This is a genomic window from uncultured Nocardioides sp. (assembly GCF_902805925.1).
GTDB lineage: Bacteria > Actinomycetota > Actinomycetes > Propionibacteriales > Nocardioidaceae > Nocardioides.
In genome coordinates this window covers 1-13,464 of record NZ_CADCUP010000234.1, presented here as the reverse complement: position 1 = coordinate 13,464, position 13,464 = coordinate 1, and the positions used below count along the sequence as shown (strand labels likewise).

The following is a 13,464-nucleotide window of genomic DNA, read 5'->3' as shown; positions in this document are numbered from 1 at the left end:
CCGGACCATACCGGCGCGCGCGGGGCCGACCCGGACGGGGCTGCCCTACCCTGTGTCCGAGCTCGAGACGGAAGGCGGCGTGGATGACGACATCGTGGGAGTGCCCGGCGTGCGGCGGTGCACCGACGACGGACGTGGTCGTCCGGGAGATGATGTTCGGACGGGACGAGGAGTTCACCTACTCCGAGTGCGTCGAGTGCGCAAGCCTGTGGCTGCGTGACGTCCCCGACGACCTCTCGGCGTACTACCCGACGGACTACTACTCGATCGACGTCGACCCCGAGCGCGCTCTCGGCCGTCCCGGTGTCCGCCAGTTCGCCACGCTCGTGAGCCGGTCGGTGCTGTTCGGCCGGCGCCGGCTCGCGGGGCTGGCCGCCCGGGTCGTGCGGATGCGGCAGTTCCACAGCTTCCTGATCGTCCTTGACTCCCTGGCCTTCGCCGGGCTGCCCCGTGGCCGGGACTCCCGCGTGCTCGACGTCGGCTGCGGCTCGGGCGTGCTGGTCTACGCCCTCGGGCTCGCCGGCGTACGCACCTCGGTGGGCGTCGACCCGTTCGCGCCCACCGACCGGGACCTCGACTCGGGCGCTCGCGTGGTGCGGCGGGACCTCTCGGAGGTCGAGGGCACCTTCGACCTCGTGACGTTCCACCACAGCTTCGAGCACGTCCCCGACCCGGCCGAGAGCCTGGTCCAGGCCAAGCGCCTGCTGGCCCCGGGTGGCCGGATCCTGGTGCGGATGCCCACGGTGTCGTCGGCGGCGTACGACGAGTACGGCACCGACTGGGTCCAGCTCGACGCGCCGCGCCACCTGACGGTGTTCTCGCGAGCCGGCATGGACGTCCTGGCCGGGCGCCACGGCCTGAAGATCGTCGGCGCGCTCGACGACTCGACCGGCTTCCAGTTCTGGGGCAGCGAGCAGGTACGCCGCGGCATCCCGCTGATGGACGAGCGCTCGGTGCTCAGGTCGCCGGGCGGCAGCACGTTCTCCCGGGCGGAGCTGGACGCCTGGGCACAGCGCGCCGCCGAGCTCAACCGGGCCGGCCGCGGCGACCAGACCGCCTGGCTCCTCGAGTGCCTCTGAGCCCGACTCGTCGTTCCACCCCTCCCGCGAATAGGATCGTGTGTCGTGTCTGCCACTCGGATCGAGTCCCACGCCCAGCGTGCCGACGAGCGCGAGATCGAGCTCTCCATCGTCATGCCCTGCCTCGACGAGAGCGAGACGCTGGCGACCTGCATCAGGCACGCGCTGACGTTCCTGGCCTCCTCGGGCATCGCGGGCGAGGTCCTCGTCGCCGACAACGGCAGCACCGACGGCTCGCGGGAGATCGCGCGGGCCGAGGGTGCCCGGGTGGTCGAGGTCGAGGAGCGCGGGTACGGCGCCGCCCTGGGCGCCGGGATCCGGGCCGCGCGCGGACGCTACGTCGCGATGGGCGACGCCGACGACAGCTACGACTTCGAGGGCCTCGGCCCGTTCGTGGAGGAGCTGCGCAGCGGTGCCGACCTGGTGATGGGCAACCGGTTCCGCGGCGGGATCGAGAAGGGCGCCATGCCGCCGCTGCACAAGTACCTCGGCAACCCGGTGCTCTCCAGGGTCGGCCAGCTCTTCTTCAAGACCCCGGTCAACGACTTCCACTGCGGCCTGCGGGCGTTCCGCCGCGACGCCATCCTGGCGCTGTCCCTGCGCACCTCCGGCATGGAGTTCGCCAGCGAGATGGTCGTCAAGGCGTCGCTGGCCGACCTTGCGATCGTCGAGGTGCCGACGACCCTGCGCAAGGACGGCCGCAGCCGCCCCCCGCACCTGCGCAGCTGGCGCGACGGCTGGCGCCACCTCCGCTTCCTGCTGCTCTACAGCCCGCGCTGGCTCTTCTTCTACCCCGGCGTCGCCCTGACCCTCGTCGGCCTGCTGGTGACGCTCCTGTTGGTCCGCGGCCCGATCCTCATCGGCGACTTCGGCCTCGACATCGGCACGATGATGTGCGCGATGGCGATCACGGTGGTGGGCTACCAGGCGGTGGTCTTCGCGCTGCTGTCGAAGGTGTACGCCTCCCACGAGGGCTTCCTGCCCAGCAGCCCGCGCTTCGAGGGCTTCCAGCGGCGGCTGAACCTCGAGAACGTCATCGGCCTGGGCCTGCTGGTCTTCCTCGTCGGCCTGGTCTGGCTCGGTGTCTCGCTGTGGGGCTGGCGCGAGGCCGGCTTCGGCGCCCTGGAGCCGGAGGACAGCGCCCGCGCGGTCACGCCCGCCATCCTGGGCCTGGTGCTCGGAGGCCAGACCATCCTCGCCGGTGCGTTCCTGTCGCTGCTGCGGATCCGGGTCATCCACCCCGAGCCGGCGGCGCCGGTCGAGGTCCCCGTCGACGACGTGGCCTGACGTCGGCCGACCCGACGAGGTCGGCGCGCAGGATGCGCCACTTCGCCCGGGCGTTGGGCCACCGGCGCGCCACCGCGTCGAGACCGGCCTGCACCGCCAGGTGGCCGCGCACCGTGACGCGTCGGCGGGCCATCGCCGCCGACCTCGGCAGGTCGAGGCGGTCGGCGTCGCCGGCGACGCGGCGCAGGAAGCGCAGCTCCTCCTCGAACCGGGAGGCGTCCTCGGTCTGCAGCGAGGTCTGGCTGTCGGAGTGCCGGCGGTACTCGATGAGCGGGGTCCGCACACCGAAGAGGCTGCGTCCCTCCATCAGCATCCGGGTCGTGAAGTCCCAGTCGGGCACGAAGCGCAGGCTGTCGTCGAACGGCGCCGCGCCGACGAGCTCGCGGCGCAGGCACATGCTCGGGCAGACGATGTAGTTGCCGCGGAGCAGCCCGGCCAGGTCGGCGTCGCCCTGCAGCCGGTGGTCGCCGCCGGGACGCGGCATCCGCTCCTTGACGCGGTCGGCGAGGGTGCGGGTGGGCTGGCCGCTGCTGCCGATGGTGAGCGCGTCGGTGAACACCGCGGCGACGTCGGGGTGGCGGTCCGCGGCGTCGAGCACCCGGGCGGCGTAGTCGGGCAGCAGGCGGTCGTCGCCGTGCAGGATCGTCAGCAGCGGGGCGCGGGTGCGGCGCACGCACTCGTTCCAGTTGCCGGCCAGGCCCAGGTTGCGCTCGTTGCGCACGGAGGAGATCCGGGGGTCGTCGTAGGCGGCGACGACCTCGCCGGCCGGCTCGGGTCCGCGGTCGTCGACGACGACGAGCTCCCAGTCGGTCACGGTCTGGGCCAGCACGCTCCCGATGGCCTCGCGCAGGTAGTGCAGGCCGTCGTAGTAGGGGATCGCGAAGCTGATCCGCGGCACCGCGGCGGGGTCGGACGGCATGGCCGCACGGTATCGCGCCGTACGCCGCCGGCTCAGGCCGCGGGGAGGGTGAAGCTGATGGTGGCCCCGTGGTCGGGGGCGTTGCTGGCGGCGCTGATGCGGCCGCCGTGCTGATGGACGATGCGCCGGCACAGCGCGAGCCCCAGGCCCGAGCCCTTGAACGACTCGCAGTGCTGGGGCGCCCGGTGGAACTCGTCGAAGATGGCCTCCTCCTGCCCGGCCGGGATGCCGATGCCGCGGTCGCTGACGTCGATACGCACCCAGCCGTCCTCGTCGTCGGCGTGCGAGGAGATGTGCACCTGTGCCGGCCGCCCGGCCGCGACGTACTTCACGGCGTTGCCGACGAGGTTGGCCACCAGCTGCCGCACCATCGCGGCATCGGCCACGACCTTGTGGTGGACGTCCACGGCCAGGACGCGGTCCTCGCCGGTGTCGTCCAGGTAGCCCGTCAGGACGTCGTCGACCATCGGGCCGAGGTCGAGCGGCGTCGGCGCGAGGCGCCCGTCGCGCAGCACGCTGTAGGTCAGCCAGTCGTCGATGACCTCGCGCATCCGGTGACCGCTCTCGACGGCGCGACCGAGGTGGGTGTGCACGTCGGCGTACTGCCCGTCCTCGAGGTCCTCGCGGGCCAGCTCCAGGCGGCCGTAGAGGCTGGTGAGCGGCGTGCGGAGGTCATGGGCGACGATGCGCGCGAAGCCGGCGAGCTCGGCCATCCGCTGGCGCTGGGCGGTCACGTCGGAGAAGAGGACCAGGCTGGCCGGCCCCGTCTCGGTCTCCAGCTCGGAGATCCCGGCCTGGATGTAGCGCTTGCTGCCGGGGTTGTCGACGAGCAGCGCGCGCCCGTGACCGTCGGCGAGCTCGACCAGGTCGCGGTCGGTGAGGGGGCTGCCGTCGGCGCCGGCGAGGCCGAAGTGGTCGACCCACGTGGTGCCGCCGACCCGCTCGGGCAGCCGGCGCCCGAGGAGCTGGCGGGCCGCCGGGTTGTGGAAGGCCACCTCTCCCTCCCGGCCGAGGACGATGACGCCGTCGTTCATCGAGTCGAGCACCTGGGCGAGGAGGGTCGCCTGCGAACGGGTGCGCGCCCGGCTGGCCACCAGCTCGCCCATCATGGTCGCCCGCTGCTCGCGCACGACGGCGAGCTGCAGCGCCAGGAAGGTCATCGCGAGCAGCAGCAGGTCGACCACCACGGAGGCGGGGATCAGGCCGTCGTAGCCGTACCTGTTGCCGGGCATCATCGTGAAGCCGGCGGCGAGGACGGAGACGGCCAGCGTCGAGGCCGCGGCACCCAGGCGGGTGAAGATGAGTCCGGACACCACCCCGGGGAGCAGCAGGACCCACGAGGTGGGCAGCTCTGGACCCTCGAAGACCAGCCACACGCAGGCGAGCGAGAACGGCCCGAGCAGCGCCACCTCCCACCACCGCGTGTCGCGGTCGGTCCACGCGGGCCGCTGGGCGTGGAAGACCACCATCATCGTGGACACCCCGACGAACATGAAGACGCCGTTGCGGATCACCCACCACATGAGCAGCTTGGCGTCGAGATCGAACGCGGCAAGGTCGGGGAAGCCGCCGAGCAGGCCCACGAACAGCCCCGACACCGCCGAGACCGCCATCACGAGGGTGACGGAGTGGGGCGTCGCGAGGTCCCAGCCACCGTTCAGCGACCAGAAGAGGCGGGCCACCACGAGCGCGCACACGACGTTGACCACACCCATGTGCACCGCCTCGGACGCAGGCGTGCCGAGCGCGGTGGCCAGACCGGCGAAGATGGACAGCTGGGCGGCGCAGTGCATCGCCAGCCGCCGGCCGAGGGGCTCGTCACCGTCGAAGAAGAGCGTGGTCCACACGAAGAAGACCGTCACCGGTGGCCACATCTCGCGGATCGCGCCGGGCGTGGGGCGCTCGGTGAAGGGCAGCACGACAGCCGCGACCGCACACGCCAGGATGAAGGCGGTGCGTCCGCGTAGCGCGGCGGGCCGGGCGTCGGTGTCCATGAGGGGGTGCACTCCGTTCGAGGCGTTCCCGAATGCTAGGTGTCCCTCCGCGGCCCCGCAGGAGAACGGCGACTAGCGTGACGTCGGGCGATTCCCCGCCCTCGTCCGGCTGACCTACCCTTGAGCCGTGCGCGAGCAGCCGGAGCAGCAGGCCCCGCCGGTGCAGCGACTCCGCATCCGGTACGCCAAGCGCGGGCGCCTCCGGTTCACCAGCCACCGGGACTTCAGCCGGGCCTTCGAGCGTGCCGTGTTCCGGGCGCGCGTGCCGATGGCGTACTCCTCGGGCTTCCACCCCCACCCCCGCATCTCCTACGCGGGCGCCGCACCCACCGGTTCGGCGAGCGAGGCGGAGTACCTCGAGATCGGCCTCGCCGAGGTCGTCGACCCCGCGGTCGTCCACGCCCGGCTCGACGAGGCCCTGCCCCCGGGGCTGGACGTGCTCGAGGTGGTGGAGTCGGCCGGGGGCTCGCTGGCCGACCTGCTCCAGGCCTCGGTGTGGCGGATCGCCCTGGCCGAGGACCCGGAGACCGTGGGAGCGGCGGTCGCGTCCTTCCTGGCGACCGGGTCGGTGCTGGTGGAGCGGATGACCAAGAAGGGGCTGCGCGAGTTCGACTGCCGGGCCGCGGTGGTGCGGGCCACGGTGGCCCCCGCCGAGCCCGTCGGCAGCGTGGTCGACGTGGTCCTGCGGCACACGGTGCCCTCGGTGCGGCCCGACGACGTCCTGACCGGGCTCGGTCGCCAATCGGGGCTCGTGCCCGCCGGGGTGCCCCTGCTCACGCGCCTCGCGCAGGGCCCGCTCGACGAGGACCGGGAGACCGTCGGCGACCCGCTGGCCGTCTCGACATAGCGGCGATCTCCGGCCGGTGTGCGATACTCGCCTCGGTCGAACGAGCGGCTCGCCGCACCGTCCGACCCGACGACGTTCTCGCCGTCCGGGGCTCAGCACCACCGCCGCGGCCGGCACGACACACGAGGTCGTCACCGGACCGCGACGCGGCCAGGGTGAGTCGGTGACAGCGGCGACACCATGTCGGACACGTGAGTGGGTGTCCACGCTGGCTCGTCGACCGCGGTAGGTGCGCGGCGTCGACGTGTCGACGCGCCCGCGGAGAGTGTCGCCGCCACCCGACCAGGCTTCGCGTCACGGTCCGGGCCGGTCGAGACCGGTCCTCCCACCGCTGGCGTCCCGATGTCTCCGGCGCTCGGCGCCGGACGAGGAGAGCACCATGCTCGACGAACGCGACGACTCGGCCACGACCGAGAACGACCACCAGGAAGCACCCGCCGCCGAGGCCCCGCCGGCGAGGAAGACCGCCCGGCGTGCTCCCGCCAAGAAGGCGACGGCCCGGCGCACCACGAAGAAGGCCGCCGAGGCACCGGAGGCCGACCCGGCCCCCGCCCCGCCCGACGGGGCGGCCGAGCTCCCGCTCGACACCCCGGCCGACACCCCGGCCGATACCCCGGCCGACACCGACGCCCCGGTGGCCAGGGCCGCCAAGCGGGCGCCGGCGAAGAAGGCCACGACGCGGCGCACGCGCAAGAGCGCCGAGGCACCCGTGGAGGAGCCGGCCGCGGATGCCCCTGCGCCTGTGGAGCCCGAGCCGACCCAGGAGCCTGCGGCGACCGCGCCCCCGGCTGCTGCGGTGCTGTTCCAGGCCCCCGAGCCCACCCGGCCCGCGCGCCGTACCCGCGCCCGGGCGGCGGCTCCGGTCGAGCCCGCACCCGAGCCGACGAGCGACACCCCGAACGACACCCCGGACGACACTCAGAGCGACACCCCGAACGACACGCCGGGCGACCCGGCAGGGACCGCGGCTCCTGCCCCGGCGAAGAAGGCCACCCGCACCCGCCGGGGCGGCAAGAAGGTCGCCGCCCCCGTCGAGCCCCCCGTCGAGCCCGTCGAGCCCCTGGTCGAGGACGAGGAGGTGCCCGCGGAGCCGATGGGCGACGCGGTGGAGGACGCCGACGCCGACGACACGGTCGAGCTGCCCGAGGACGCCGGGACCGACGAGCCCGAGGACGCCGACAGCTCCGAGGAGGCCGACGACTCCGATGACCAGGACGACGACGAGGCCGGCACGCCCGCGCGCCGCCGTCGCCGCCGTGGCGGCCGGCGCCGTCGCAGGTCCGGGGAGGGCGCGGACGCCGACGAGCCGGAGTCCACGACCGACGACGACTCCGGCGACGCCGAGGAGACCGCCGCCGCCGACAACGGCGGGGACGACTCCGCCGAGGGAGGCACCAGCTCGCGCCGACGCCGCCGGCGTCGCCGCGCCGGTGACGACAACGGCGACGGCGCAGGCGGCTCCGACGACCCGGACAACACCGTCACGCGGGTGCGCACCCGCAAGGCCGCCGAGGACCAGATCACCGCGCTGGCCGGCTCGACACGGCTCGAGGCCAAGAAGCAGCGCCGCCGCGAGGGCCGCGAGGCCGGGCGCCGCCGGGCACCGATCGTCAGCGAGGCCGAGTTCCTGGCCCGCCGCGAGTCGGTCGACCGCACCATGGTCATCCGCCAGCGCGAGGGCCTCACCCAGATCGCCGTCCTGGAGGACAAGGTGCTCGTGGAGCACTACGTCGCCCGGGAGTCGCAGACCTCGCTGATCGGCAACGTCTACCTCGGCCGCGTGCAGAACGTGCTGCCCTCGATGGAGGCCGCCTTCGTCGACATCGGCAAGGGCCGCAACGCCGTGCTCTACGCCGGTGAGGTCAACTGGTCGGCACTGGGCCACAAGGAGGGCCAGCCCCGCAAGATCGAGTCGGTGCTCTCCTCGGGGCAGAGCATCCTGGTGCAGGTCACCAAGGACCCGGTCGGGCACAAGGGCGCCCGCCTGACGAGCCAGGTCAGCCTGGCCGGTCGGTTCCTGGTGTACGTGCCCGACGGCACCACCAGCGGCATCTCGCGCAAGCTGCCCGACACCGAGCGCAACCGCCTCAAGACGCTGCTCAAGGAGATCGTGCCCAGCGAGGCGGGCGTCATCGTGCGCACCGCCGCCGAGGGGGCCTCCGAGGAGGAGCTCACCCGCGACGTGGAGCGGCTCACCGCGCGCTGGGACGACATCGAGGCGCGCGCCAAGGGCAAGGCGCCCCAGCTGCTGTACGGCGAGCCCGACCTCACCCTGAAGGTCGTGCGCGACCTGTTCACCGAGGACTTCGCACGCCTGGTCATCGAGGGTGACGCCGCCTGGGACACCGTGCGCAACTACGTCGAGCGCGTGGCTCCCGACCTCAAGGAGCGCGTCGAGCGCTACGAGCCGGCAGACGACGGCCGCGACGTCTTCGCCAGCCACCGGATCGACGAGCAGATCAGCAAGGGCCTCGACCGCAAGGTGTGGCTGCCCTCCGGCGGCTCCCTGGTGATCGACCGCACCGAGGCGATGACGGTCGTCGACGTCAACACCGGGAAGTTCACCGGCTCCGGGGGCAACCTCGAGGAGACGGTCACCAAGAACAACCTCGAGGCCGCCGAGGAGATCGTGCGCCAGCTCCGGCTGCGCGACATCGGCGGCATCATCGTCGTCGACTTCATCGACATGGTGCTGGAGTCCAACCGCGACCTCGTGGTCCGCCGCCTCGTCGAGTGCCTGGGCCGCGACCGCACCCGCCACCAGGTCGCCGAGGTGACCTCGCTGGGTCTGGTGCAGATGACCCGCAAGCGGATCGGCACCGGGCTGCTCGAGTCGTTCGCCACCGACTGCGAGCACTGCCAGGGCCGCGGGGTCGTCGTGCAGGCCGAGCCGGTCGAGCCCCGGGGCGACGACGACGGCCGCCGTGGCGGCCGGAGCGAGGGCCCCCCCGCCGGTGGCCGTCGCGGCCGTGGTGGCCGCGGCCGCGACAACGGGGGAGCAGGCGGCGGCCCCGAGCTGAGGGCGCCCTCCCCGAAGGACATCGCCGCGATGGCTCGGGCCGAGCGGTCCGAGGACGAGCGGCCGGACGCCCCGGAGCAGCAGCCGAGCGAGCAGCCGCCGGTCGAGCAGCCGCCGGTCGAGCAGCCGCCGGTCGAGCAGCCGCCGGTCGAGCAGCCGCCGGTCCAGGAGCCGCCGGTCCGGCAGCCCGAGGCCCAGCCGGAGCCCCAGCCTGAGCCCCAGACGGAGCAGCCGCAGGCGCCCGTGGCGCCGGCGGCCCCCCAGGTGGTCACGCGCACCCGCAGGCGCAGCGCCAGCCGGCCCGCCGGTCCGGGTGCCGCCGCGGACGCGACGGCCGCGACCGACGGCGTACCCGCTGCCGAGCAGGCGCCGGCGCCGGTCGAGGTACCGGTGGCGGCAGGGTCCGTGAGCGACGACCCGCCACCGCCGAAGGTGGTGACCCGGACCCTGCGGGGCCGGGCCCGTCGCGCGGCCGGCACCGCCGAGCCGACCGAGGCCGCCCCGGGCTCCGCGACCACGGACGCCGTCGCGCCGGTCGGGGCCGGTCCGGCGCGGCTCGAGGCGGGCGACGATGCGCAGGTCGAGGAGCACGTCGAGCACGTGCCGGTCAAGAAGAAGGGCTCGCGCAAGCGCTGAGCGCCGGTGTGCTCATGGCGAATTGCTGTGAGCACACCGGATCCGTACTATTGAACCTCGGCGCGCTCGTGCGTGCCGTTCCTGTGTGGACATCACTCCCTTGCCTCCTGCGCTCCGTCGCGGGCCGGGCGGGGGGAGTCCCCAGGCCGATGGATGTTCTGGCAATGGACGAGGACCTCCCGAGTCCGACGAGGAGAGTGAGTCGCGGTGTACGCGATCGTGCGCAGTGGCAGCAAGCAGCAGAAGGTTGCTGTGGGCGACGTCATCGAGATCGACAAGGTCGACACGGGTGTGGGCGAGTCCGTGAGCCTGCCCGTGGTCATGGTCGTCGACGGCGAGGTCGTCACGGCGACCGGCCTCGACAAGGCCGCCGTGACCGTCGAGGTGCTCGGCCGGACCAAGGGTCCCAAGATCGTCATCCAGAAGTACAAGAACAAGACCGGCTACAAGAAGCGCCAGGGTCACCGTCAGAAGTACACCCAGGTCAAGGTCACCGACATCTCCCTCTGAGCCCCGCTCGGACCTCTCTCGAACCTCGAAGGACTGAACCCATGGCACACAAGAAGGGTGCGGCGTCCACCAAGAACGGCCGCGACTCCAACTCCCAGCGGCTCGGTGTGAAGCGCTTCGGCGGTCAGACCGTCAACGCCGGCGAGATCATCGTCCGTCAGCGCGGCACCCACTTCCACCCGGGCGCCGGTGTCGGCCGCGGCGGCGACGACACCCTCTTCGCGCTCGTGGGCGGTGCGGTCGAGTTCGGCACGAAGCGCGGCCGCAAGGTCGTCAACATCGTTCCCGGCGAGTGACCTGACGCTCGTCTGCACCACCATCTCCGCGTTGGGCGTCCCGGTCTCGGGGCGCCCTTCGCCATTTCTGCACCACCGGAGGCACCCATGGCAGTCCCGACGTTCGTCGACCAGGTGCGGCTGCACATCGCCGCGGGTCGGGGAGGCAACGGCGTCGCGTCGGTGCACCGCGAGAAGTTCAAGCCGCTCGGCGGTCCCGACGGCGGCAACGGCGGGCCGGGCGGCTCGGTGATCCTGCGCGTGGACCCCGACGTCACCACGCTCATCGACTACCACCACAGCCCCAGGCGCCGGGCCGAGCACGGCGGCCATGGTGCCGGTGACCACCGCAACGGCGCCCACGGGGCCGACCTGGTGCTGCCGGTGCCCGAGGGCACCGTGGTCACCGCCGCCGACGGCACCGTGCTCGGGGACCTCCTGGGTCCCGGCACGGAGATGGTGATCGCCTCCGGCGGCCGTGGCGGCCTCGGCAACGCCGCGCTGGCCTCGGCCAAGCGCAAGGCCCCGGGCTTCGCGCTGCTGGGCGAGCCCGGCGACGAGATCGACGTGGTCCTCGAGCTCAAGGTGGTCGCCGACATCGGCCTGGTCGGCTTCCCCAGCGCCGGCAAGTCCTCGCTGATCGCGGCCGTGTCCCGCGCCCGGCCCAAGATCGCCGACTACCCCTTCACCACCCTGGTGCCCAACCTGGGCGTCGTCCGCGCCGGCGACACGACCTTCACCGTGGCCGACGTGCCCGGACTCATCGAGGGCGCCGCGGACGGCCGCGGCCTCGGGCACGACTTCCTGCGCCACATCGAGCGCTGCGCGGCGCTGGTGCACGTGGTCGACACCGCCTCCATCGAGCCGGGTCGCAACCCCCTCGACGACCTCGAGGTGATCGAGCGGGAGCTGGCCAGGTACGGCGGCCTCGAGGACCGCCCACGCCTGGTCGCCCTGAACAAGACCGACGTGCCCGACGGCCAGGACATCGCCGACATGGTGGTCGACGACCTCCGTGAGCGGGGGATGACCGTCTTCTCGGTGTCCGCGGCCTCCGGCGCCGGCCTGCGCGAGCTGACCTTCGCGATGGCCGGGATCGTGCAGCGGGCGCGGGCCGCCAAGCCCGTGGTGGAGACGACCCGCATCGTCATCCGGCCGCCGTCGGTCGACGGCGGCGGCGACTTCTCCGTGGCGCAGGACCCCGACGGCTGGCGGGTGCGCGGGCTCAAGCCCGAGCGCTGGGTCCGCCAGACCGACTTCAGCAACGACGAGGCGGTCGGCTTCCTCGCCGACCGGCTCAACCGGCTCGGTGTGGAGGTGGAGCTGGTCAAGCAGGGCGCCCGGGAGGGCGACACCGTGCTCATCGGCCACCCTGACAACTCGGTCGTCTTCGACTTCAAGCCGGGCATGGAGGCCGGTGCCGAGATGCTCGGCCGGCGCGGCGAGGACCACCGGTTCGAGGAGTCCCGCCCCGCTGCCCGCCGTCGCCGCGACATCGACGAGGCGATGGGGGACCGTGGGGAGAACGAGACCCGCGCCGACGTCGCCCGGCGGCTCGACCGCAGCGAGCGGGTGGGCCCGATGTCCTACGAGATCGGGTCGACCGACGACCCCGACCGGGTCCCCGGCGACCCGCACGCATGACCACGCGCGGGGAGGTGACCGCCGCGCGCCGGGTGGTGGTCAAGGTCGGCTCCTCCTCGCTGACCTCGGCGGCGGGCGGGATCGACCCCGGACGCGTGCGCCGGCTGGTCGACGTGCTGGCCGGGACCCGCGCCTCGGGCGTCGAGGTGGTGCTGGTGTCCTCGGGGGCGATCGCGGCCGGGCTGTCGCCGCTGGGCCTGGCCCGGCGACCCCGCGCCCTGGACGCCCAGCAAGCCGCGGCGTCGGTGGGGCAGGGGCTGCTCGCCCACCGCTACCAGGAGGAGTTCGCCCGGCACGACCTGGTGACCGGGCAGGTGCTGCTGACCGTGGACGACGTGACCCGGCGCGCGCACTACCGCAACGCCTACCGCACGTTCGCCAAGCTCCTCGAGCTCGGCGCGCTGCCGATCGTCAACGAGAACGACACGGTCGCCACCACCGAGATCCGCTTCGGCGACAACGACCGGCTGGCGGCCCTGGTCGCCCACCTCGTGCACGCCGACCTGCTGGTGCTGCTCTCCGACGTCGACGGCCTGTACGACGGCCCGCCGTCCCGTCCCGGCAGCACCCGGATCGAGGACGTGCGCTCGGACGCCGACCTCGCCGACGTGGTGACGGGCTCCGCCGGCTCCGCCGGGGTCGGCACCGGCGGCATGGTCACCAAGCTCGCCTCGGCACGCATCGCCACCGGCGCCGGCATCCCGGTGGTGCTGGCGGCCGCGGACCAGGCCGGGGGAGCGCTGGCCGGGGAGCCGGTCGGCACGCTCTTCCACGCCACCGGCAAGCGGCGCCCCACCCGGCTGCTCTGGCTGGCCCACGCCACCGAGCCGCAGGGACGCCTGGTGCTCGACGACGGTGCGGTGACCGCGGTGACCGCTCGCCGGGCCTCCCTGCTGGCGGCCGGGCTGACGGGCGTCCAGGGTGCCTTCCACGCGGGCGACCCCGTCGACCTGGTCGCTCCCGACGGCCGCCCGGTGGCTCGCGGTCTAGTCAACTTCGATGCCGCGGAGATCCCGCAGCTGCTGGGAAGGAGCACGTCAGAGCTGGTGTCCACGCTCGGATCGGCGTACGAGCGCGAGGTCGTCCACCGAGACGACCTCGTCGTTCTCTGAAACGCCCGACCTCGGCCACCGCCCTACCCTAAATTGGGTACAGCACCGAGAAGCCCAAGGACGGTGGCCTCCTGCGGTGGACAGAAGGACGACGTCATGGAAGACAGCACCGAGAAGCGGGCCCACGGGGTGCGTCGCTGGG

Annotated in this window: 10 protein-coding genes; 8 read left to right on the top strand and 2 right to left on the bottom strand. The window is 73.3% G+C overall.

The annotated features are described in order from the left end of the window. Positions 1 to 83 precede the first annotated feature (83 nt). Together QZX64_RS16695 and QZX64_RS16690 are read left to right on the top strand one after the other, a co-directional pair. Positions 84 to 1,079 carry a class I SAM-dependent methyltransferase gene (locus QZX64_RS16695; protein ID WP_295662160.1) on the top strand — a complete coding sequence of 332 codons (996 nt, stop codon included), beginning with the start codon at positions 84 to 86 and terminating at the stop codon, positions 1,077 to 1,079. Positions 1,080 to 1,124: 45 nt separating this feature from the next. After that, positions 1,125 to 2,366 carry a glycosyltransferase family 2 protein gene (locus QZX64_RS16690; RefSeq protein WP_295662157.1) on the top strand — a complete coding sequence of 414 codons (1,242 nt, stop codon included), beginning with the start codon at positions 1,125 to 1,127 and terminating at the stop codon, positions 2,364 to 2,366. On the opposite strand, the gene QZX64_RS16685 is transcribed toward QZX64_RS16690, so the two are convergent. Next, on the bottom strand, positions 2,311 to 3,285 hold the full coding sequence (locus QZX64_RS16685) for a glycosyltransferase (RefSeq protein ID WP_295662152.1): 975 nt from the start codon (positions 3,283 to 3,285) through the stop codon (positions 2,311 to 2,313). The genes QZX64_RS16690 and QZX64_RS16685 overlap by 56 nt on opposite strands. Positions 3,286 to 3,317: 32 nt before the next feature. Then, positions 3,318 to 5,279, bottom strand: a complete 1,962-nt coding sequence (locus QZX64_RS16680; RefSeq protein WP_295662149.1) for an ATP-binding protein — start codon at positions 5,277 to 5,279, stop codon at positions 3,318 to 3,320. A gap of 127 nt (positions 5,280 to 5,406) precedes the next feature. Here QZX64_RS16680 and QZX64_RS16675 point away from each other — a divergent pair, with 127 nt between their 5' ends. The 6 genes from QZX64_RS16675 (at position 5,407) to proB (ending at position 13,322) form a co-directional block, all read left to right on the top strand. Further along, the gene (locus QZX64_RS16675) at positions 5,407 to 6,126 is read left to right on the top strand and encodes a TIGR03936 family radical SAM-associated protein (protein WP_295662144.1); all 720 of its coding nucleotides are present in this window, start codon (positions 5,407 to 5,409) and stop codon (positions 6,124 to 6,126) included. A 379-nt stretch (positions 6,127 to 6,505) separates the two neighbouring features. Then, entirely contained in the window at positions 6,506 to 9,781 is a 3,276-nt protein-coding gene (locus QZX64_RS16670) for an Rne/Rng family ribonuclease (protein WP_295662140.1), read from the top strand. A gap of 207 nt (positions 9,782 to 9,988) precedes the next feature. After that, on the top strand, positions 9,989 to 10,291 hold the full coding sequence (gene rplU, locus QZX64_RS16665) for a 50S ribosomal protein L21 (RefSeq protein WP_295662138.1): 303 nt from the start codon (positions 9,989 to 9,991) through the stop codon (positions 10,289 to 10,291). A gap of 41 nt (positions 10,292 to 10,332) precedes the next feature. Beyond that, the gene (gene rpmA / locus QZX64_RS16660) at positions 10,333 to 10,587 is read left to right on the top strand and encodes a 50S ribosomal protein L27 (RefSeq protein ID WP_295662135.1); all 255 of its coding nucleotides are present in this window, start codon (positions 10,333 to 10,335) and stop codon (positions 10,585 to 10,587) included. Between the two features lie 87 nt (positions 10,588 to 10,674). Then, on the top strand, positions 10,675 to 12,210 hold the full coding sequence (obgE, locus tag QZX64_RS16655; protein ID WP_295662132.1) for a GTPase ObgE: 1,536 nt from the start codon (positions 10,675 to 10,677) through the stop codon (positions 12,208 to 12,210). Then, entirely contained in the window at positions 12,207 to 13,322 is a 1,116-nt protein-coding gene (gene proB / locus QZX64_RS16650) for a glutamate 5-kinase (protein ID WP_295662129.1), read from the top strand. Before obgE ends, proB begins: the two co-directional genes overlap by 4 nt. Positions 13,323 to 13,464: the final 142 nt, after the last annotated feature.